Below are 22,161 nucleotides of genomic sequence, written 5' to 3'. Positions count from 1 at the left end.
TAAGGTTTATTTGGGGTGAAATAGTCGGTCGCTCAATAGCTTTATACCGCGCAAAACACCGCACCCGCCTCGCAAACAGCAAGCAGGAACGGCCTATGCCTTTGATAATTCAGCCCAATTGACACCCCACCGAATTAAGCAGGATGCTATTCAACTCTTTGATACCACAAAACTCGGTCAAATTACAGCTGTGCGTAATGCAACCGCCAGAGCTGATCCGGCAACGAACATAAGAATCTCGGACAGCTTCATTACAATATGTATTTCAGGCACTATCTCTAACCAGACCTATTTTTCGAAGATACTTGCCGCGTGCCCTCATTCGGGGCACAAGGTGAACTGCGGGGCGCAAGCCGCGCGATTTGAACGAACGGATGGACGGGAATGGCTCAAGACGCCGAAGCAATTATCGAACGCCGGAAATTGCGCAGAAAGCTGACGATCTGGCGTGGGGCCTTCCTGCTTTTGATCGCCGCCCTGATTGCCGTCTTCGCTTCATGGTCCATGCGCGGCACCAACTTCAACCAACCGCACATTGCCAAGGTTCGTATCGAAGGCACCATCTTCGAGAATGAGGAATTGCTGAAGCGTCTCGACAAGATCGCCAAGGATGACGCCGTCAAAGGCGTGATTCTGGTTCTCGATTCGCCCGGTGGAACGACGGTGGGCGGCGAAGCGATTTTCGAAGCCGTGCGCAAGATTGCCGAGAAAAAGCCGGTCGTCACGCAGGTAGGAACCCTTGCAGCTTCCGCCGGTTACATGATTGCCAGCGCTTCGGACCACATCGTGGCACGACAGACATCCATCGTTGGCTCGATTGGTGTCCTGTTCCAGTATCCCGATGTTTCGAAGCTGCTTGATACGATCGGTGTGAAGGTCGAAACCATCAAGTCCTCACCACTCAAGGCGGAACCCAATTATTTCAGCCCGGCCAGCGAAGAAGCCAAGGGCATGATCCGCAATATGATCATGGATTCCTATGCATGGTTCGTGGACATTGTCGAAAAACGCCGTTCGTTCACACATGAACAGGCGCTGGCCCTCGCCAATGGCGCGGTTTTTACAGGGCGACAGGCACTCGATAAAAAATTGATCGACGGATTGGGCGGTGAAGAGGAAGCGGTCGCCTGGCTTGCGAGCAAGGGGCTTTCCAAAGATTTGCCGCGTCTGGAATGGAAGCCGGTCAGCAGTGAAACGGGTTTCTCGCTGCGCGATCTTATCATTCATGCCGGTGCACGCCTTCTTGGCGTGCCGCAGGAAGCAGACGGCATGTTGAAGCAGATCGCCAAGGAACGCATCTTTCTTGACGGACTTCTTTCGGTTTGGCACGTTGACGGTACGCCTGAAGCGAATTGACGCCAGCCAGGTAAACTTACACAATATCCGGTAGATACCGGATGAAACAAACAGAAGAACAGGGGTTTAAAGCCGTGATCAAATCGGAACTCGTTCAGATTATCGCCAGCCGTAATCCGCATCTCTTTCAGCGCGATGTCGAAAACATCGTGGGCGCGGTATTCGACGAGATCACAAACGCTCTTGCCGAAGGCAATCGTGTTGAGCTGCGCGGCTTCGGCGCCTTTTCGGTGAAGAACCGCCCTGCTCGCAGCGGTCGCAATCCGCGCACCGGCGAAACGGTGGATGTGGAAGAAAAGTGGGTTCCCTTCTTCAAGACCGGCAAGGAACTGCGCGACCGTCTCAACGGCGCAGTCTGATAGACATCATGGCGGCAAAACGCATCATCGCCATCATCGTTCTCGTGCCGCTTGCAGTGGCTCTGATTGCGTTGTCGGTTGCCAATCGCGCATCGGTGCAGTTTACGATCGATCCGTTCAATCCGGGCAATCCCGCTCTGTCCTATAATGCGCCTCTGTTTCTGTGGCTGTTCGGCGCGCTTCTTCTCGGCGTTGTCATCGGCTCACTGGTGACGTGGCTCACACAAGGCAAGCACCGCCGCAAGGAGCGCATGTACAAGCAGGAAGCTGCGCGCCTGCTTGAACGGAGCACCGCCGCCGAAAAGCGCAATATGCCGGTCGTGAACTCCTGAAACACCTGCTATTCTCAAACCCGGAGGCAAAACTTCCGGGTTTTCATGGTCGAAGCGCGATTGAACGTCGTTTTCCCCTTTCACACCGGCCCTGTTTATCCTACCTAGACCCCAATCATGATGATTGGAGTTTCGGGTGAAAGCGCCAAAGGGAAAAGGCAAAAAGCCGTCGGGCGGCAAACAGGACCGTGGTTTCGAGCGCGCAAGACATGATGCGCCGCGTTCAGAAAGCAAATTTGAAGGCCGATCTGATGGCAAGTCTGACAATAAAGGCTCGTCTTTCAAAAAGCCGCGTCCCCAATTCGCCAAGGCCGCACCCAAGCCCGTAGACGACAAGCCCGCTACTCCGCTTCGCGAAATCAAGCCTTATGCCGGTGCACGCCCGGGAGAACGACTGCCGCTCATTCTCGAAACGGAACCCTCGCCCGATTATGCGCTTCTCGACAGCGGCAACGGGTTGAAGCTCGAGCAATATGGTCCCTATCGGATCGTCCGCCCGGAAGGTCAGGCAATCTGGTTGCCGAGCCTGCCGCAGAAGGAATGGGACCAGGCCGATGCCGTCTTCACCGGCAACACCGACGAGGAAGGCATGGGACGCTGGGCCTTTCCGAAAGTGCCGCTCGGCGAAACATGGCCAATGCAGCACGATGGCATTTCCTTTCATGGCCGTTTCACCTCGTTCCGCCATGTTGGCGTGTTCCCAGAGCAGGCCGCGCATTGGTCCTATATGGATGGGCTTATCCGAGATGGGGTAAAGTCCGGACGCAGCGTTAAGGTGCTCAATCTTTTCGGCTATACGGGCGTCGCCTCGCTGGTAGCGGCACGTGCAGGTGCGGAAGTGACCCATGTGGATGCCTCCAAGAAGGCCATTCTCTGGGCGCGTGAAAATCAGGAAATGGCCGGGCTTTCGGACAAGCCAATCCGATGGATCTGTGAAGACGCGATGAAATTCGTTCAGCGTGAGGAACGGCGCGGCAGTTTCTATGACATCATCCTGCTTGATCCGCCTGCCTATGGGCGCGGGCCGAGCGGCGAGGTTTGGCAGTTGTTCGAGCATCTGCCCGCAATGGTCGATACATGCCGGTCCATCCTGACGCCAAAACCGCTCGCCGTCATCCTGACTGCCTATTCGATCCGCGCATCCTTCTTCGCCATTCACGAACTGATGCGCGACCGTTTCACCGGTCTTGGTGGTACGGTCGAATCGGGCGAACTTATTCTGCGCGAACGTTCCGCCGATCAGTCGGGAGGACGCGCGCTTTCCACATCCATGTTCAGCCGCTGGGTACCAAAATGAGCCGTGACGACGATTTTTCCAAAGGCGGCTCTCGTGCCGAATATTCCAAGGTAGGTCAGGTGAAGGAAGTCACCAGCCTCACCAACCCTATCGTGAAAGATCTCCGCTCGCTGGCGCTGAAAAAATTCCGCGACCAGCAGGGCGTTTTTCTGGCCGAAGGGCTGAAGCTTGTCATCGACGCGCTGGAACAGGACTGGCGCATCAAGACGCTGGTCTTCGCCAAATCCGGCAAGGGCAACAAGATGGTCGAGCAGGTTGCCGCCCGCACCTTCGCCAAGGGCGGATTGGTGCTGGAAGTGACCGAAAAGATCATGGCTGCCATTACCCGCCGCGACAACCCGCAAATGGTGGTTGGTGTTTTCGAACAGCAATATCGCCCGCTCACAAACCTCAAGCCGAAGAACAACGATGTTTATATCGCGCTCGACCGCGTGCGCGATCCCGGCAATCTGGGCACTGTCATCCGTACCGCCGATGCGGTCGGCGCCAAGGGCATCATTTTGATCGGCGACACCACCGACCCCTATTCGCTGGAAACCGTGCGCGCCACGATGGGCTCGGTCTTTTCCATGCCGCTCTATAAAGTGACGGAAGCCGACTTCCTCAACTGGCGCAAGGGCATTTCCGGCCTTGTCGTCGGCACCCATCTGAAAGGTGCGGTCGACTATCGCACCATTCCCTATGCCAACAAGCCGGTCGTGCTGATGATGGGCAACGAACAGCAGGGCCTGCCGGACAGTCTGGCCGATACTTGCGACAAGCTCGCACGCATTCCGCAGGCAGGCCGTGCAGATTCCCTCAATCTTGCAATTGCCACCGGCGTCATGCTCTACGAAATTCGTCGCGACGCACTCACGCTCGATGAAAGGGTTTCCGGATGAAGCGACACGCAGTCTGGTCCTCACTGTTCGTCGTTGTCCTCACCATACTGATCGATCAGGGTGTCAAACATCTGGTGGAAACACGGATGGGCTACGGCCAGCAGATCGACCTGCTACCGTTCCTTGCCTTGTTTCGTACGCACAATGAGGGCATCGCCTTTTCCATGCTGGCATGGCTGCATGATTGGGGACTGGTCGCAATCACCGCAGCAGTTATCTTGTTCGTACTTTATCTGTGGTGGACCAACGCGCCGGACCGCATCTTCGCACGCTACGGTTTTGCACTTGTCGTTGGCGGCGCCATCGGCAATCTTATCGACCGCGTGATGCACGGTTACGTCGTGGATTATATTCTGTTTCACCTGCCAACCTGGTCATTCGCAGTTTTCAACCTCGCCGACACCTTCATTACAATCGGTGCAGGTCTCATAATTCTGGAGGAATTCCTCGGCTGGCGGCGCGAACGGGCTGCCCGCTAACCCGCCGGGTTGAACAGTTTCTGCCTTTCGCATAATTTGATCTCTTAAAATTAAAAGCTTTTTGAAGAGGATAAGGTCCAGCCATCCGAATTGACACATTGGTGACATGCTTCTGTCATCGTCGCGTAGCACTGAATCTGTACTGCTTCGGTCGAACTGGACACCCTGTCCATGCAATCGGCTGAACAAGGATTGGAATTGGCTAGCTCTCGCTGAAATATCCGTGGGAAAGCCGTTCAGGAATACGTGAATAGACAAATCAGGAGCCATCATCATGACAGTACTGCTTGGAATGGACCAGCAAATCATTGATGATACGGTCATGTCAGGCTTAGAAGCACAACAGGCGCTGTTCGCGTCCAACGGCGATCCCATCGTTCTGGGACGCATCGGATCGCTGGAAGTACGGCTTGCAAATTCACGCGAGGCGGTAGAAGCCGCGCAGGAATTGCGTTTCCGCGTCTTCTTCGACGAAATGGGCGCGCGTAGGGAAAGCATCGAAGCGGTGGAGCTTCGAGACGCTGACCGTTTCGACGCTATTTGCGATCATCTGCTCGTTTACGACACCGCCCTGCCCGTGCCGGAGCATCAGCAGATTGTCGGCACCTATCGTCTGATGCGTAGCGATCAGGCGGAACAGGCGCTCGGCTTTTATTCTGCCGATGAATATGACGTGCAGCGTCTGGCCCTTTCACGCCCGAACCTCCGCCTGCTTGAACTGGGTCGCTCCTGCGTGAAGGCGGAATACCGCTCCAAGCGCACTGTCGAGCTTCTTTGGCAAGGTGCCTGGGCCTATTGCCGCCGCCATTCCATCGATGTGATGTTCGGCTGTGCTTCATTCCACGGCGCGGTGCCTGCAGCGCACGCGCTCGGCCTGTCGTTCCTCCATCACAACTGCCGTGCCACCGATGACTGGGACGTTCGTGCCCTGCCCAATCGTTATCAGGCCATGGACCTGATGCCGAAGGAAGCCATCAACAACAAGGTTGCGCTGTTCTCAATGCCGCCACTGGTCAAGGGTTATCTACGTCTCGGCGCAATGATCGGCGACGGCGCAGTGATCGACGAGGCATTCGGCACAACCGATGTCTTCATCATCCTGCCGATTGAGCGCATTTCCAGCCGCTACATCACCTATTACGGCGCGGAAGCGAACCGCTTTGTGTAGTCTGTAGATATTCTGGTTCTGACGGCCTGCAAATGGCGCTGTTTTGCGCTTCCGGTGCTCATGTACCCAAAAGTACACTCCGCTCCGGGTCGCAAACATCACCATTTTCGGCTCGTCATAACCAGAATCTCAAACAGACTGGAGCACCCTACCTGGCCAGAACTCGTCACGCCTTTCCGGCCAGTTCCTTTAATTTGTAGATCAGGTCCAGCGCTTCTCGCGGTGTCAGTTCGTCTGGACTGATTGCAGAGACAGCCTTGGTCAGTTCACTATCTTTCCCCTGAACCTGCAGCTTCGGCTTTTCCTGCTGCAAGACGACAGAGAACAGCGGCAGATCATCGATCAGCTTGTCAGCCTTGCCCGAGGTCTCGCCCGCTTCAAGCTGGTGCAGCACATCGCGCGCGCGATTGACGACCGCTTCGGGCAGCCCCGCCAGACGCGCGACCTGCACGCCATAGGAACGGTCAGCTGCCCCTTTCGCCACCTCATGCAGGAAGACGACATCATTGTCCCATTCCTTGACCCGCATGGTGACATTGGAAAGCCGCTCAAGCTTTTCTGAAAGTGCAGTCATTTCATGAAAATGCGTGGCAAACAAAGCCCGGCAACGGTTCTTTTCATGCAGATATTCAACCGCTGCCCAGGCAATGGACAATCCGTCGAAAGTGGCTGTACCGCGCCCGATCTCATCGAGGATCACCAGCGAGCGTTCGCCTGCCTGATTGAGGATCGCAGCCGTTTCCACCATTTCAACCATAAAGGTTGAACGCCCGCGTGCCAGATCGTCGGAAGCACCGACACGACTGAACAGCCTGTCCACGACACCGATCTGTGCAGAACCCGCAGGCACGAAGGAGCCCATCTGTGCCATGATCGCAATCAGCGCATTCTGGCGCAGGAAGGTTGACTTACCGCCCATGTTCGGGCCGGTCAGAAGCCAGATCGCGCCATTGCCGCCGTCTGCTTGCGGCGAGAGATCGCAATCATTGGCGACGAACGGATTGGCCGCTTGACGCCGGAGGGCCTGCTCTACGACCGGATGACGACCCGCGATAATATTGAAGGACAGGCTGTCATCGACTTGCGGACGGCAATAACCCTGCTCTTCCGCCAGCACAGCAAGCGCTGCCGAGACGTCGAAAACAGCAAGCGCCGATGCGGCGGCACGGATGCTATCAGCATGGGAGACCGCTTCCGCCGTCAATTCCTCGAACACGGCAAGCTCGATTGACAATGCGCGGTCGGCAGCATTGGCGATCTTGCTTTCCAGTTCCGCCAGTTCGGTCGTGGTAAAGCGCATGGCATTGGCCATGGTCTGGCGATGGATGAAACGGCTCTTGGCTTCATCCGTATCCGTCATCGCCCCGGCATTGTTGGCCGTCACCTCGATAAAATAGCCAAGCACATTGTTATGCTTGATCTTCAGCGACTTGATACCGGTTTCTTCGATATAATTTGCCTGCAGACCGGCGATCACCCGGCGTGACTGATCACGCAAAGCCCGCATTTCATCGAGTTCGGAATTATAGCCTCCGCGCACAAAACCGCCATCGCGTTTCAGAAGCGGCAATTCGTCGGCCAAGGCCCGGTCGAGATGGGCGGTAAAGATGGCGGGCATGGCACTGACGGCATCGCGGGCATGTGCCAGTTCGTCGGGCAGCAAAGCGCTTTCCAGCAGGCTCGCAATGACATGCGCAGCCTCGAAGCCTCGGGCAAGGCTGCCCAGATCACGCGGACCACCGCGCCCGACGGCAAGGCGCGAGAGACCGCGCGGCATATCCGGCACGCCCTTCAGTTCCGCGCGCATGGCTTCACAGAGCGACTGCTCGCTCAGGAACCAGGAAACGGAATCGAGCCGCAGCGCGATTTCCTTCGGATTGGTCAGCGGTGCAGTCAGGCGTTCGGCAAGGAGTCGCGCGCCGCCGCCCGTCACCGTGCGATCAACCGCCTTCAGCAAACTGCCATCTCGATTGCCCGACATGGTGCGGGCAAGTTCCAGACTGGCGCGTGTGGCCGGGTCGATAAAAAGCGTGCCGCCCTCATGTTCGCGTTCGGGCCGCATCAAGGGTGGGCGCTCGGAAATCTGCGTCTTCTCGATATAGGCGATTGCCCCGGAAATAGCTGAAAGTTCAGGACGGCTGAACTGGCCGAAACCATCCAATGTCGCGACGTTGAAATAACGTTGGATGCGCGTTTCCGCGGCCGCGCTGTCAAAGAGGGTCGCCGGTTGCGGCGTTACCGCCTTGCCGACCAGATCGAAGACCGGGCGCAGCTCCTCATCATGGAAGGCGCTGTCAGCCACGACCAGTTCGCGCGGGTCGACCCGCATCACATCGGCGAAAAGCCGGTCCGGCGTGGTTTCCGCCACACGGAAAGTTCCGGTTGAAATGTCGATCCAGGCGAGCGCCAGCGCACCATCGCCGCGCGTACGCCCCATCGCCATCAGGAAATTGGCTTCGGACGGATCCAGCAGCTTTTCTTCGGTCAGCGTGCCCGGTGTGACGAGACGGATCACATCGCGCTTCACCACCGATTTGGAGCCACGCTTCTTCGCCTCTGCCGGGTCTTCCACCTGTTCGCAGACCGCGACGCGATAGCCCTTGGCGATCAGCTTCTGCAGATAATCGTCGGCGGCATGGACCGGCACGCCGCACATGGGAATATCCTCGCCCAGATGCTTGCCGCGCTTGGTGAGCGTGATGCCGAGTGCCGCAGAGGCTTCCACTGCATCATCGAAGAACAGCTCGTAAAAATCGCCCATGCGATAGAAGAGCAACGAATCGACATTCGCCGCCTTGATCTCAATATACTGTTCCATCATGGGCGTCAGGCGAACGGGCGCTGCCTCGGCGGTGTTTTCTTCCGCTTCCGAGCCGTGTTCGTTAGCCGTCGTTTCCATCTGAAAACCTTCATTTATTGCTTAGCCGGCGAGGCTAAAGTTATAAAATTTCGTATTCCATCGTTTTTGGATGAATATCTATTCCTCGAAGCACTGTTTACACGATGCGTGACTGGCGCTATCGAGGTTCTCCCGCAGATGAAACCGGAGGGAACATGCCAGCCTCGACGCCGAAGGGCAACACATCAGAACGCGCACCCACAGCCAGTGAGAAGGAAGCGCTAGACTTTCACGCGCAGGGTCGCCCGGGCAAGCTGGAGATCAACCCCACCAAGCCCATGACCACGCAGCGCGATCTGTCGCTCGCCTATTCTCCGGGCGTTGCCGTGCCGGTGAAGGCAATCGCTGAAGACGCCGCCCGCGCCTATGACTATACGGCCAAGGGCAATCTCGTCGCTGTCATTTCGAACGGCACCGCCATTCTCGGGCTCGGCAATCTGGGTGCGCTCGCATCCAAGCCGGTGATGGAAGGCAAGGCTGTGCTGTTCAAGCGCTTCGCCGATGTCGATTCCATCGATCTTGAGGTCGATACGACCGATATCGATGCCTTCATCAATGCGGTGCGCTATCTCGGACCGTCGTTCGGCGGCATCAATCTGGAAGATATCAAGGCGCCCGACTGCTTCATCATCGAGCAGCGCCTGCGCGAACTGATGGACATTCCGGTTTTCCATGACGACCAGCATGGAACGGCCATCATTGCCGCTGCCGGCCTGATCAATGCGCTGCATCTGACCGGCCGCGACATGAAGACGACGAAGCTCGTCTGCAATGGCGCGGGCTCGGCGGGTATTGCCTGTATCGAGCTTATCAAGGCGATGGGTTTTGCCTCGGAAAACGTCATCCTGTGCGACACCAAGGGCGTCGTCTATCAGGGCCGCGAAGAGGGCATGAACCAGTGGAAGTCCGCCCATGCGGTGAAAACCGACAAGCGGTCCCTCGCAGATGCCATGAACGGCGCGGATGTCGTGTTCGGCCTTTCGGCCAAAGGTGCATTCACCGAAGACATGGTCCGTTCCATGGCGCCGAACCCGATCATCTTCGCCATGGCCAATCCCGACCCGGAAGTAACGCCCGAAGAAGTGGCGCGCATCCGTGATGACGCCATCGTTGCCACCGGTCGTTCGGATTATCCGAACCAGGTCAACAATGTCCTTGGTTTTCCTTACATCTTCCGTGGCGCACTCGACGTACGGGCAACCACCATCAACGATGCGATGAAAATCGCAGCCGTCAATGCATTGGCCGAACTTGCCCGCGAGGACGTGCCGGACGATGTGGTTGCCGCCTATCAGGGCAGCCGTCCGCGCTTCGGCTCAAGTTACATCATTCCGGTGCCGTTTGATCCGCGTCTGCTTGCATCCGTCTCGGCTGCCGTCGCCAAGGCAGCGATGGAAACCGGCGTTGCCGGGCGTGCCATTGCCGACATCGAAGGCTACAAGCGCGAACTGTCGGCACGTCGCGATCCGATCGCCTCGACGCTGCGCGGCATCTATGAGCGCGTGCGTCGTCAGCCGAAGCGCATCGTCTTTGCCGAAGGTGAAGAAGAACAGGTGATGCGTGCCGCCGTTTCCTACGTCAATCAGGGCCTCGGCACCGCTATTCTGGTTGGCCGCGAGGAACGGGTGAAGGATACGGCCAAGGCTGCCGGTCTCGATCTCGACCGTCCCGGCATCGAAATCATCAATGCGCGCCTTTCGAGCCGCAATGCGGCCTATGCCGACTATCTCTACGAGAAACTGCAGCGCAAGGGCTATCTGACGCGCGATTGCCACCGCCTCATCAACAATGACCGCAATCATTTTGCGGCCTGTATGGTGGCGCTCGGCGATGCCGACGGTATGGTAACGGGCGTGACCCGCAATTACGCGACGGGTCTGGACGACGTGCGCCGCGTGATCGATTCCAAGCCCGGCCACCGCATGGTTGGTGTTTCCATCGCACTTTGCCGTGGACGCACGGTGTTCATCGCCGATACCGCCGTTCATGAAATGCCGACCGCAGCGGAGCTTGCCGATATTGCGGTTGAAGCTGCGGGCATGGCGCGCCGCATGGGTTATGTACCACGTGTTGCACTGACCGCCTTCTCGACTTTCGGCCATATGGGCGGTGAACGCTCCGCGCGCATTCAGGAAGCCGTCCGCATTCTCGCAACGCGTCATGTCGATTTCGAATTCGACGGCGAAATGAGTGCCGATGTGGCGCTGAACCCGAAGCTGATGGAACAATATCCGTTCATCCGCCTGTCGGGCCCGGCCAATGTGATCGTCACACCGGACAATCATTCGGCCTCGATTGCCGCCGACATGCTGCAGGAACTGGGTGGCGCAACGATTATCGGCCCGTTGCTCGTCGGCCTCGACAAGCCAGCGCAGATCGTCACCATCGGAGCGAAGGATTCCGACATCGTCAATATGGCGGCAATTACCGCCTATAACGCGACGAACTGAAAGATCAGCGAAGAGTAATACAAAGGCCGGGTTTTCCCGGCCTTTGCTTTTGGATATTCATCATCCATAAAAGCGGCTATAGGATAGCCATCGTCCACTATCCTTTTCTCCGCAAACCGGATCTACATGCCGCATGAGCGCACACGACCTTAAGCTGGAAGAGATCGTCAATCCCGAGACGCTACGCCGCAAGCTCAACGAACTGGCGGATTCCACGGACGAAAACTACACCAGTCCTACCGTGCGAAAAGTGGTGCTTCAGGCTCTGAAGGACGCTTTGGTGCGCGGTCGCGCCAATGCCGAAGGCATGCTGATGAAGGATGGCGGCGGCACGCTCTGCGCCAAACGTCTGTCCTTTCTCATGGATACGCTGATCGAGGCGCTGTTCGAATTCGCCACTACCAAAGCCTATCCGATGATCAACCCGTCGAAGGCCGAGAACATGGCTATCGTCGCGGTCGGCGGTTACGGGCGCGGCGGGCTGGCGCCGGGGTCAGATATCGATCTTCTGTTTCTGCTGCCCTACAAGCAGACCCCCTGGGGCGAGCAAGTTGTCGAATACATGCTCTACATGCTGTGGGACATGGGACTGAAAGTCGGCCATTCCACGCGCAACATCGATGAGTGCATCCGGCTTTCGCGCGAAGACATGACGATCCGCACGGCAATTCTCGATGCGCGGTTTCTCACCGGCAATCGCGAGCTCTTCAAAACGCTTGTTACCCGCTTCGACGAGGAAATCGTCAAGGATACCGGCCCGGAATTCATCCAGGCCAAGCTTGCCGAGCGCGACCAGCGCCACCGCAAGGCAGGCGAAACCCGCTATCTGGTTGAGCCGAACGTCAAGGAAGGCAAGGGCGGCCAGCGCGACCTGCATACGCTGTTCTGGATCACCAAATATTTTTACCGTGTCAAAACGAAAGAAGAGCTGGTCAAGCTCGGCGTTCTGTCACGAGCCGAGCTGAAGCTGTTCAACAAGGCGGAAGATTTTCTTTGGGCGGTGCGGTGCCACATGCATTTCGCGACGTTGAAGGCAGAAGAACGCCTTTCCTTCGACATCCAGCCGGAAATCGCCCAACGCCTTGGCTATACGGCGCATCCCGGCCAGAACTATGTCGAACGTTTCATGAAGCATTACTTCCTCGTGGCCAAGGATGTGGGCGATCTCACCCGCATCATCAGCGCAGCGCTGGAGGAGCAGCAGGCCAAGCATGTACCGGGCTTCAACCGCATTTTCCTTACGTTCTCGCGACGCAAGCGTAAGCTTTCCGCTGACGGCGACTTCGTTTCGGAAAATCACCGCATCAACATCGCACGGCCAGACGTTTTCAAGGAAGACCCGGTCAATATCATCCGCCTCTTCCATCTGGCCGACAAACACGGGCTGGAATTTCACCCCGAAGCAATGCAGAGCCTCACGCGCTCACTGAAACTCATCAATTCCGATCTGCGTGAGAATCCCGAAGCGAACAAGCTTTTCCTCGAAATCCTGACCTCGCCGCGCAATCCCGAACTCATCCTGCGCCGTATGAACGAATCCGGCGTGCTTGGAAAATTCATTCCTGACTTCGGTAAGATTGTCGCCATGATGCAGTTCAACATGTACCACCATTATACGGTGGACGAGCATCTGCTACGCTGCATCGCCGTGCTGTCGGAAATCGAGCATGGTGAGCTTGAAAACGAACATCCGCTTTCAAACCACCTCATCACGACAGTCAAGCGCGACCGCAACCTGCTTTATGTGGCGCTGCTCTTGCACGACATCGCCAAGGGGCGCCCGGAAGATCATTCCGTTGCTGGTGCACGCATCGCCCGCAGGCTGGGACCACGGCTGGGTCTTACCCCTACCGAAACAGAAACCGTTGAATGGCTTGTGCGCGAACATCTGACCATGAGCATGGTCGCGCAGTCACGTGATCTCAACGATCGCAAGACCATCATCGACTTCGCCGACACCGTGCAGACCATGGAGCGGTTGAAGCTCCTCCTGATCCTGACCGTCTGCGATATCAAGGCGGTTGGTCCCGGCGTGTGGAATGGCTGGAAGGGCCAGCTTCTGCGTACGCTCTTCTACGAAACCGAACTGGTCCTGACCGGTGGCTTTTCGGAATTGTCCCGTGCCGACCGCGACCATCAGGCGCGAGAGGCGCTGGCGGACCGGCTCTCTGATTGGCCGAAGGACAAGCGCGATGCATACCTGGCGCTTCATTACACCAACTATTTCCTGACTGTCAGCCTCGAGGATCAGGTCCGGCACGCCCATTTCATTCGCGAAGCCGACCGCAACGAGCGGGCGCTGGCCACCATGGCCAAGCCGCATACTTTCGAGGCGGTTACGGAAATCACGGTACTGGCGCCTGACCATCCGCGCCTGTTGTCGATCATCACCGGTGCCTGCGCAGCAGCTGGCGCCAACATTGTCGACGCGCAGATTTTCACCACTGGCGACGGGCGCGCACTGGATACCATTCTCATCAGCCGCGAGTTCGACACTGATGACGACGAGCGCCGCCGTGCCGAACGCGTCGGCAAGGTCATTGAGGATGTTTTGTCCGGCAAGGCCCATCTGCCGGACGTGCTGGCCAAGCGCACCAAGCCGAAGAGGGCCGCCAAGGCGTTCAAGGTGGAACCGCGAGTCGAGATCAACAACACGCTTTCGAACAAGTTTACCGTCATTGAAGTGGAAGGTCTGGACCGGCCCGGTTTGCTTTCAGAACTGACTGGCCTTATTTCCGACCTTTCGCTGGATATTGCATCGGCTCATATCACCACCTTCGGCGAGAAAGTGATCGACAGTTTTTATGTGACTGACCTTGTGGGCCACAAGATTTCAAACGCCACCCGTCAGGGCAATATCAGGCGCAAGCTGCTTGGTGTTCTCAGCGGCGAAAATGGCAGCAAGACAAACGGCCGCTCATCTCAGGCCGCAGCATAGGTTTTTCAGTAAATGAGTTTGGTCAAAAAGTTCGCCACGGTCGCGTCCGGAACGCTGATGAGCCGCATTTTCGGCTTCACGCGCGAGATGTTCATGGCGGCAGCGCTCGGCACCGGTCCGGTAGCCGACGCCTTCAACGCCGCCTTCCGTTTTCCAAATACCTTCCGGCGGTTGTTTGCCGAAGGCGCGTTCAATTCAGCCTTCGTGCCGCTTTTTGCCAAGGAAATCGAAAAGAACGGCATGGACGGCGCGCGCCGTTTTTCCGAAGAAGTGTTCGGCGTTCTCTTCACGGTGCTTCTGTTCCTGACCATCGTGATGGAACTTTCGATGCCCTTCATCGTACGGACGATAATTGCACCGGGTTTCACCGACGATCCGGTGAAGTTCGACAATACGGTGCGTCTCGCCGTTATCATGTTCCCCTATCTCGCCTGTATGTCGCTGGCGGCGATGATGGGCGGGATGTTGAATTCGCTGCATCGCTATTTTGCAGCGGCCATTGCGCCGGTATTCCTCAACATCATCCTGATCGGGGTTCTGGCTTTCGCGTGGTGGCGTGGCTATGACGCGCTTTCGGTCGGCTATGGCCTTTCGTGGGGCGTGATGGCTGCAGGTCTGGTCCAGCTTGCCATTGTGTGGATCGCCGTGCGCAATGCAGGTATCAAGATCGGCTTCCGCCGTCCACGTCTGACCTCGAACGTCAAACGGCTTCTCGTGCTGGCACTGCCCGCAGCGATCACCGGCGGCATCACGCAGATCAACCTGCTCATCAACACCAATATCGCATCCGGCATGGAAGGCGCGGTATCGTCGCTCGTCTATGCGGACCGCATCTATCAGCTTCCGCTCGGCGTCGTCGGCATCGCCGTCGCAACCGTGCTTCTCCCGGAACTGTCACGCGCGCTGCGTGGCGGGCACATGAAAGAAGCGTCGAACCTTCAGAACCGCTCGGTTGAGTTCACCTTGTTTCTAACGTTGCCAGCCGCTGCCGCTCTTCTGGTCATGTCGGAACCTATCGTCCGGCTTCTGTTCGAACGCGGCAAGTTCAGCCCGGATTCCACGCTTGTCGTTTCCAATATTCTGGCCATCTACGGCCTCGGCCTGCCCGCGTTCGTGCTGATCAAGGCGTTCATTCCCGGTTTTTTTGCCCGAGAAGACACCCGCACACCGATGATCTTCGCCGCCATTTCGGTGGCGGTGAACGTCTCGCTTGCCATCACGCTTTTCCCGCATTTCGGTCCGACCGGCATCGCCACGGCTGAAATCGTTGCCGGATGGGTCAACGCTATCCTGCTGTTCGCCATGCTCGTGAAGCGCGGCCATTGGGGACGCGATATTCCGCTGCTCACCCGTATTCCGCGTCTCCTCATCGCTGCCGCGATCATGGCATTCGGAATCCACTATGCCATCGGCCATTTTGCCTACGAACTTTCCTCCGCAGCGCCGCTTGCTCTGCGGGCGGGAACCGTCACCGCTATCGTTGTTGCGGCAATGGTGGTCTATTTCGGTTTGGCCTTCGGTCTGGGTGGCGCCAATACGGGAATGATCCGTCGCAACATCAAGCGCGGCGCGGCAAAGAAAGCCCCTGAAAGCGAGCAATAATTCAAGCTTGAAAGGCGGCTGCGTCTCTGCGAAAAGACCAGCATTCAAAATCCCCGCTCTCCACCGGCGGGGCTAACTTTTTTAGGATAAAGCCATGAGCACGTTCAAACCGCTTGTCTTCTCCGGCGTCCAACCGACCGGAAATCTTCACCTCGGCAATTACCTTGGGGCGATCAAGCGGTGGGTCGAGGTTCAGGAAACGCAGGAATGCATCTATTGCGTCGTGGACATGCACGCGCTGACCATTTCGCCAGATCCGGCTGAACTGATGCAATCGACCCGTGAAGTCACCGCGGCTTTCCTTGCTGCCGGTATCGACCCGAAGAGAAGCATCGTCTTCAACCAGAGCCGCGTCATGCAGCACGCAGAGCTGGCATGGGTATTTAACTGCATCGCGCGCATCGGCTGGATGAGCCGCATGACCCAGTTCAAGGACAAGGCAGGCAAGGACCGCGAAAACGCTTCGCTCGGCCTGTTCGCTTATCCAAGTCTGATGGCCGCCGACATCCTGCTTTATCGCGCAACCGCAGTGCCGGTGGGTGAGGACCAGAAGCAGCATCTGGAATTGACCCGCGACATCGCGCAGAAATTCAACAACGATTATTCGGATCGCATCGCTTCGCTCGGCGTGGGCGTGGATATGCAGGTTGGTGACGAGCAGGTTTCCGGCTTCTTCCCGATGACGGAACCGATGATCTCCGGCCCTGCCATGCGCATCATGTCGCTGCGCGACGGCACCAAGAAGATGTCGAAGTCCGATCCGTCCGATCTGTCGCGCATCAACCTGATCGACGACGAAGAGACCATCACCAAGAAAATCCGCAAGGCAAAGACCGACTCGGACGGCCTGCCCACCGAGCTCGACGGTCTCGCCGGTCGTCCGGAAGCCGATAATCTGGTTGGCATCTATGCAGCACTTTCCTCTCAATCGAAGGAAGATGTGCTCAACGAATTCGGCGGACGCCAGTTCTCCGAATTCAAGGCATCACTTGCCGATCTCGCGGTGGCAAAGCTTTCGCCGATCACTCATGAGATGCGCCGTCTGGTCGCTGATCCGGCTTACATCGACAGCGTTCTGCGCGACGGTGGTGAGCGGGCTGGCGTGATTGCCGAACAGACCATGCGCCATGTTCGCGACATCGTCGGCTGGCTGCAGAACTAAACTTCTCAATGATCAAGCGAGCGGCAACATTTTTGCTGCCGCCGCTCTTCACTTGAAAATCATCATCCGATCTTCAAGTACCTACCAAATGTCAGCTTGCAGACGGTCAATCCCGATGGCAAATTGCGGCCATGGTATCAAAACGACTTAGCCGGGAAGCCGGTCACCGCCGCAAGTTTCTTGCCGTCATCGATGAGACGCCCGAATGCGGGCGCGCCGTTGCATATGCCGCGCGCCGTGCAAAAAATACGGGCGGCTCTCTCATCCTGCTTTTCGTGATTGATGACTCTGATTTCCAGCAAATTCTGGGCGTCGGCGAAATCATGCGCTCCGAAGCGCAGGAACGTGCTCGCGCAGCGCTGGAAAAATTCGCCGCAACTGTGCGTGCAGCCCAGGGCATCGAGCCGGAAATCAACATCCGTGAGGGCGAAACCGCCTCGGAGTTGATTAGCCTCATCGAAGAAGATCAGGACATCGCCATTCTGGTTCTGGCTGCCGGTTCGGGCAAGGAAGGCCCCGGCCCTCTCGTGCAATCGCTGGCCAGCCGCTCCCAGTTCCCGATCCCGGTTACGGTCATTCCGGCAGGTATGAGCGACGATGACATTGATGCGGTGACCTAATCACCCTATATTGATGACAACTGATACACGCAGCATCGGGACAGTACTTGCGTCCATGAGTATCTGCGCTTACGAGAATCGTTCCAAAATCTGAAAGCGGGACAACTGGCATGTTCATCCAGACTGAAACCACGCCCAACCCGGCGACCCTGAAGTTTCTTCCCGGCAAGGTCGTGATGCCGGAAGGTACCGCCGATTTCCGCGATGCCTCCACCGCGGGCAACACATCGCCGCTCGCAGCCAAGCTTTTTTCGGTTCCGGGCGTGACCGGTGTTTTCTTCGGTTATGACTTCATCACCGTCACCAAGGAAGACGGCGAGTGGCAGCATCTGAAGCCCGCCATTCTTGGCACGATCATGGAACATTTCATGTCGGGCGCACCTGCAATGGCTGGCAACAGCAATGCAGACGCTGCCGCCGCTCATGGCGAAGAAGAGTTTTTCGATGAAGCCGATGCCGAAACCGTCGAGATAATCAAGGAACTGATCGAGACCCGCGTTCGTCCGGCAGTTGCACAGGATGGTGGCGACATCACATTCCGCGGTTTCGAGAACGGCACCGTGTTCCTGAACATGAAGGGTGCATGCTCTGGTTGCCCGTCGTCGACTGCAACGCTGAAGCACGGCATTCAGAACCTCCTGCGCCATTTCGTGCCGGAAGTGCAGCAGGTCGAACAGATCTGACCTTGCTGAGACTTGTAAAGAAAAAGGCCGCTTGAAGCGGCCTTTTTCATATCTGTCATCATCTGGACTTACTGCTTCACGATGACCTTGGCACCCTGTTCGGTGCGGTCGTAAAGATCCATGATGTCCTGATTCATGAGGCGGATGCAGCCGGAAGACATTGCCTTGCCGATGGACCACCATTCCGGCGTTCCGTGCAGACGATAGCCCGTGTCGCCACCCTTGTTGTAGAGATATAGAGCGCGCGCGCCGAGCGGATTGCGCAGGCCGGGGTCCATGCCGTTGCGATATTTTGCCAGTTCCGGTTGGCGCTTGATCATGGCGGAAGGCGGCGTCCAGGTCGGCCATTCCCGCTTCATGGCAACGCGCGCCGTACCGGACCATTCAAATCCTTCACGACCGACGCCGATGCCGTAACGCATGGCCTTGCCTTCCGGCATAATGAGATAGAGGAACTTTTCCCGCGTATCGACGATGATCGTGCCGGGGGCTTCGTCCGTTGGATATTTGACGATCTGGCGGCGATATTGCGCCTGGATCTTTTCACTCGGGATGGCCGGGACGACATAGCCAGCGTCGGTGACCGAAGAATAGGAGGCAGTATAGAAAGTGCCGCCTACGGTCGAGCAGCCTGCCAATGCACCTGCCAGAAAAAGAGCCGTCGTCAATTTAAGGACGCGAGAATTCATGCATTCCCCCAGATTGGTTCATTCCGTCAATGGGACCACGATGGGCCGGAGATAGAAGCGAATCGCTCATTCTTGTCGAAGATGCGGTAGTATTGTTAACCAGGCGTTAACCGTAAATTGAAAATTCCTTGAATAAGACATTTTTTGGCCATGTTTGCCTTGGTAGCGCGGTTTTCGTACGGCTCGTCCCAGTTTTCCGATTGTTTCGATCTGAATCCACGCACAAAATGCGCCCATGCCAATCGTGATTCCCAACCAGACCCATCCTCTTTCCGACGGCCGACAGTCGGACAACGCCATGCTGGTGCGGCGTGGCGTGCAGCGTCTTTTTCTGGAAATGGGGCTTGCAACATTGCCTGAACTGCCGCTGGCATCCGGCAGGCGCGCCGACCTGATGGCGGTCAACCGCAAGGGTGAAATCTGGATCGTGGAGATCAAATCGTCGATCGAGGATTGGAAAGCAGATCACAAATGGCCCGAATATCGCGCTTACTGCGACCGGCTGTTCTTCGCCACTCATCCGGCGGTGCCGCGCGAAATATTTCCGCAGGAATGCGGCTTCATTCTCTCTGATGGATATGGGGCGGAAATTATGCGTGATGCGCCAGAACATAAATTGCCCGGCGCAACCCGAAAGGCGTTGATGCTACGCTTTGCGCGGGCGGGCGCCGCCCGCCTGACAATCGCCGAACTTGCGGGTCTCGATGTACCCGAGACAGAAATAGATTGATTTAGCTGCCCAAGTTAACGAGGCGCGCGTTTGGCCAGAATGCGCTGCAATGTACGGCGATGCATGTTGAGACGGCGTGCGGTCTCGGAGACATTGCGTTCGCACATTTCATAGACGCGCTGGATATGTTCCCACCGAACCCGGTCGGCAGACATCGGATTCTCCGGCGGCGCAACCTTTTCGCCGGGACGGCGGGTCAATGCTGCGAAGACCTCATCCGCATCGGCAGGCTTCGACAGATAGTCGATTGCGCCGAGCTTAACAGCGTTCACAGCAGTTGCGATATTGCCGTATCCGGTGAGAACGATGGCGCGCGTATCGGCACGGCGCGAACGAATAGCTTCTATGATGTCGAGGCCGTTGCCGTCGCCGAGGCGCATATCCACGACCGCATAGGCCGGGGCGGCGGCCTTGGCGGCAGCAATGCCTTCCTCAACCGATTCCGCAGTTGTCACCTGAAAACCCCGACTCTCCATGGCGCGGGCAAGGCGCTGCAAAAAGGGCTTGTCGTCATCAACCAGAAGGAGGGTCGGATCGTTGCCTATGGCTTCGGTGTCTTCCTGCTTCAAGTCGTCCATCGGGTGCTTCCTGCCTGTATTTTTCTTTCCTTATTGATACCCCTGCGTCAAAAAGTCAAATAGCCATTGAATTGTTGAAGCAATTTCAGCATTCGCCCATACACAGGAATAATACAAGCCATTGTATTTTCAGAATATTTTAAAAATGGACACAAGGAATTGATAGCAAAATCGTGCGTAAGCCGCAGTCCTTTGCTCAGATGGCCCAATATTGCCGAGCCTCGGCGGATAACCCAGCCAGAAAGCTGTCGAGCTCCACTTGATCGATATGCGCACGCAGCGCCTTGGCAACATCGTAAATAGCTGAATCCGGTGCAAAATTATGATCTTTGCGCAGAGATTGCACTTCACGGGTCAAGACTTGTCGGTTCTGAAATGGCCGTTTAATTTCGCCAATATCCCAGTTTGCTACAAAAACCGCACGAAGAACGGGTGGCAATATCGTGGCAAAGCGAATCGCTTCATCGACCTCCAACCGGTGGCGGAAGGTGAGCAGCACAGCTTCCACCATCGTATAGGCCTGATTGCGTGTAGCGAGCCCTGCCTCATCCCGAGCCATATGGAGAAACTTGTCGAACTCCTCCGTCGCCCTCTGGATTTCAAGCGGAATCGTCATGCTGCATCCTTCTTCAGCCTGATGTGAATGCTGAACGCGGCCACACCACCTTCACTTCTGCGCCCTGTCCGGGATTGTTGCGATTGCGGAAGGTGATATGCGCGCCTGAGCGTTCCAGCAGAGTCTTGGCGATGAACAGACCAAGGCCGAGTCCGCCGCCGTTCCGCGTATTGTCGCGACTCGTCATATAGGGCTCGCCGATACGGTCGAGGATTTCCGGCTTGAACCCCTCGCCATCATCCTGAATGGTCACGCTCACATTACCGTCGGTCCAACCCCAGGTCACGTTGACCGTACCACGTGCAAAATCGACGGCATTTTCCACCAGATTGCCGAGACCGTAGAGAAGGCCGGGATTGCGCCGGGTGACGGGTTCCGGTTTCGGACCTTCCGTCTTCTGCACGTCAATCGTGATACCGAAGTTGCGGTGCGGCGCAATCACCTCTTCGATGAGAGAGGAGAGCGGCAGGCGCGACATGTGTTCCTCGCCCTCCGAGGAAAGACTGGTCAGCCGCTGAAGAATTTCACGGCAGCGCTGGGTCTGGGAATGGAGCAAGGCGATGTCTTCGGCAAGGCCCGGATCGGTGGTGCGGGCGCGCTGCATTTCCTTTACCACCAGTGCAATCGTTGCCAGCGGTGTGCCCAATTCATGGGCGGCTGCGGCAGCCAGACCATCCAGCGCCGACAGATGCTGTTCACGCTGGAGAATAAGTTCGGCAGCGCTCAATGCATCGCCCAGCTGACGCGCTTCCTCGGCGATACGATAGGCGTAAACGCCAGTGAATCCGAGCGCCGAAATAATGGCGCACCAGATGCCGATGACGAACAGAAACGGCAGGTCCAGCGTTTCGCCCGGATACCAGGGCAGCGGTTCGTGCCTGATGGTAAGCACCGACGTACAGGCAACCACCAGCAAGGCGAGTACCAGCGTATGACGAGCCGAAAGCGACGTCGCCGAGATAATGACGGGTACGATCATCAAAATGATGAAAGGATTCTGCAAGCCGCCAGTGAGATAGAGCAGCCCTGCCAGTTGCAGAACGTCGAACGCCAGAACCAGGCTTGCCGCCGCCGGATTGAGCCGGTGGTTGGTCGGAAAACGGAAGGCCAGATAAAGGTTGAGCCATGCAGAACAGGCGATCAGAGCAAAACAGATACCGACTGCAAAAGGAAATTGCAGATAGAGCGCCACGAACATGACGGCGGCGGTCTGCCCGGCGATGGCCAGCCAGCGCACACGTATCAACGTGGTCAGGCGCGGGCGGCGCGAAAGATTGGAAGCGCGATTCTCGAATTCTGCGTGCATGAGTCCCTCTACTCGC

19 protein-coding genes are annotated in these 22,161 nt (G+C 57.2%); 14 read left to right on the top strand and 5 right to left on the bottom strand.

Annotation, left to right across the window (positions count from 1 at the left end):
• Positions 1-384 precede the first annotated feature (384 nt).
• The 7 genes from sppA to LJ361_RS00825 all read left to right on the top strand — a co-directional run bounded on the left by sppA (position 385) and on the right by LJ361_RS00825 (position 5,872).
• Entirely contained in the window at positions 385-1,356 is a 972-nt protein-coding gene (gene sppA / locus LJ361_RS00855) for a signal peptide peptidase SppA (RefSeq protein ID WP_010658000.1), read from the top strand.
• A 74-nt stretch (positions 1,357-1,430) separates the two neighbouring features.
• Complete coding sequence (locus tag LJ361_RS00850; RefSeq protein WP_004687882.1) at positions 1,431-1,715, top strand: integration host factor subunit beta; 285 nt, start codon at positions 1,431-1,433, stop codon at positions 1,713-1,715.
• An 8-nt stretch (positions 1,716-1,723) separates the two neighbouring features.
• Positions 1,724-2,047 carry a lipopolysaccharide assembly protein LapA domain-containing protein gene (locus LJ361_RS00845; protein WP_010657999.1) on the top strand — a complete coding sequence of 108 codons (324 nt, stop codon included), beginning with the start codon at positions 1,724-1,726 and terminating at the stop codon, positions 2,045-2,047.
• Positions 2,048-2,183: 136 nt separating this feature from the next.
• Positions 2,184-3,344 carry a class I SAM-dependent rRNA methyltransferase gene (locus LJ361_RS00840; RefSeq protein WP_264812372.1) on the top strand — a complete coding sequence of 387 codons (1,161 nt, stop codon included), beginning with the start codon at positions 2,184-2,186 and terminating at the stop codon, positions 3,342-3,344.
• The gene (locus tag LJ361_RS00835; protein ID WP_010657997.1) at positions 3,341-4,225 is read left to right on the top strand and encodes a TrmH family RNA methyltransferase; all 885 of its coding nucleotides are present in this window, start codon (positions 3,341-3,343) and stop codon (positions 4,223-4,225) included. The genes LJ361_RS00840 and LJ361_RS00835 overlap by 4 nt, the downstream gene beginning before the upstream one ends.
• On the top strand, positions 4,222-4,704 hold the full coding sequence (gene lspA, locus LJ361_RS00830; RefSeq protein WP_010657996.1) for a signal peptidase II: 483 nt from the start codon (positions 4,222-4,224) through the stop codon (positions 4,702-4,704). The genes LJ361_RS00835 and lspA overlap by 4 nt, the downstream gene beginning before the upstream one ends.
• A 274-nt stretch (positions 4,705-4,978) precedes the next feature.
• Entirely contained in the window at positions 4,979-5,872 is an 894-nt protein-coding gene (locus tag LJ361_RS00825; protein ID WP_029375852.1) for a GNAT family N-acetyltransferase, read from the top strand.
• A gap of 166 nt (positions 5,873-6,038) precedes the next feature.
• On the opposite strand, the gene mutS is transcribed toward LJ361_RS00825, so the two are convergent.
• Positions 6,039-8,771 carry a DNA mismatch repair protein MutS gene (gene mutS / locus LJ361_RS00820; RefSeq protein ID WP_010657994.1) on the bottom strand — a complete coding sequence of 911 codons (2,733 nt, stop codon included), beginning with the start codon at positions 8,769-8,771 and terminating at the stop codon, positions 6,039-6,041.
• 155 nt (positions 8,772-8,926) lie between these two features.
• On the opposite strand from mutS, the gene LJ361_RS00815 reads away from it, so the two are divergent.
• The 6 genes from LJ361_RS00815 (at position 8,927) to LJ361_RS00790 (ending at position 18,226) form a co-directional block, all read left to right on the top strand.
• The gene (locus LJ361_RS00815) at positions 8,927-11,221 is read left to right on the top strand and encodes an NADP-dependent malic enzyme (RefSeq protein ID WP_010657993.1); all 2,295 of its coding nucleotides are present in this window, start codon (positions 8,927-8,929) and stop codon (positions 11,219-11,221) included.
• A gap of 133 nt (positions 11,222-11,354) precedes the next feature.
• A complete protein-coding gene (locus tag LJ361_RS00810) occupies positions 11,355-14,159 on the top strand; it encodes a [protein-PII] uridylyltransferase (protein ID WP_010657992.1) in 2,805 nt (934 codons plus the stop codon).
• A 12-nt stretch (positions 14,160-14,171) separates the two neighbouring features.
• Entirely contained in the window at positions 14,172-15,761 is a 1,590-nt protein-coding gene (gene murJ, locus LJ361_RS00805; RefSeq protein WP_010657991.1) for a murein biosynthesis integral membrane protein MurJ, read from the top strand.
• Positions 15,762-15,855: 94 nt separating this feature from the next.
• Entirely contained in the window at positions 15,856-16,923 is a 1,068-nt protein-coding gene (gene trpS / locus LJ361_RS00800) for a tryptophan--tRNA ligase (RefSeq protein ID WP_010657990.1), read from the top strand.
• Positions 16,924-17,054: 131 nt separating this feature from the next.
• Positions 17,055-17,543, top strand: coding sequence for a universal stress protein (locus LJ361_RS00795; RefSeq protein ID WP_010657989.1), 489 nt, complete (start codon positions 17,055-17,057; stop codon positions 17,541-17,543).
• A gap of 110 nt (positions 17,544-17,653) precedes the next feature.
• The gene (locus LJ361_RS00790) at positions 17,654-18,226 is read left to right on the top strand and encodes a NifU family protein (protein WP_010657988.1); all 573 of its coding nucleotides are present in this window, start codon (positions 17,654-17,656) and stop codon (positions 18,224-18,226) included.
• Positions 18,227-18,294: 68 nt separating this feature from the next.
• Here LJ361_RS00790 and LJ361_RS00785 read toward each other — a convergent pair whose 3' ends face one another.
• Positions 18,295-18,915, bottom strand: a complete 621-nt coding sequence (locus tag LJ361_RS00785) for a L,D-transpeptidase (protein ID WP_010657987.1) — start codon at positions 18,913-18,915, stop codon at positions 18,295-18,297.
• Between the two features lie 235 nt (positions 18,916-19,150).
• On the opposite strand from LJ361_RS00785, the gene LJ361_RS00780 reads away from it, so the two are divergent.
• Positions 19,151-19,645 carry an MmcB family DNA repair protein gene (locus LJ361_RS00780; RefSeq protein WP_010657986.1) on the top strand — a complete coding sequence of 165 codons (495 nt, stop codon included), beginning with the start codon at positions 19,151-19,153 and terminating at the stop codon, positions 19,643-19,645.
• Between the two features lie 14 nt (positions 19,646-19,659).
• Here LJ361_RS00780 and regA read toward each other — a convergent pair whose 3' ends face one another.
• The 3 genes from regA to LJ361_RS00765 form a co-directional block, all read right to left on the bottom strand.
• A complete protein-coding gene (gene regA / locus LJ361_RS00775) occupies positions 19,660-20,223 on the bottom strand; it encodes a global response regulator transcription factor RegA (protein ID WP_006465866.1) in 564 nt (187 codons plus the stop codon).
• 196 nt (positions 20,224-20,419) lie between these two features.
• Positions 20,420-20,839 carry a DUF2267 domain-containing protein gene (locus tag LJ361_RS00770; RefSeq protein ID WP_010657985.1) on the bottom strand — a complete coding sequence of 140 codons (420 nt, stop codon included), beginning with the start codon at positions 20,837-20,839 and terminating at the stop codon, positions 20,420-20,422.
• A 13-nt stretch (positions 20,840-20,852) separates the two neighbouring features.
• Entirely contained in the window at positions 20,853-22,145 is a 1,293-nt protein-coding gene (locus LJ361_RS00765) for an ActS/PrrB/RegB family redox-sensitive histidine kinase (protein WP_010657984.1), read from the bottom strand.
• Positions 22,146-22,161 lie beyond the last annotated feature (16 nt).

Source organism: Brucella sp. JSBI001 (assembly GCF_026014005.1).
GTDB lineage: Bacteria > Pseudomonadota > Alphaproteobacteria > Rhizobiales > Rhizobiaceae > Brucella > Brucella anthropi.
This window is presented reverse-complemented; position numbering and strand designations above follow the sequence as displayed.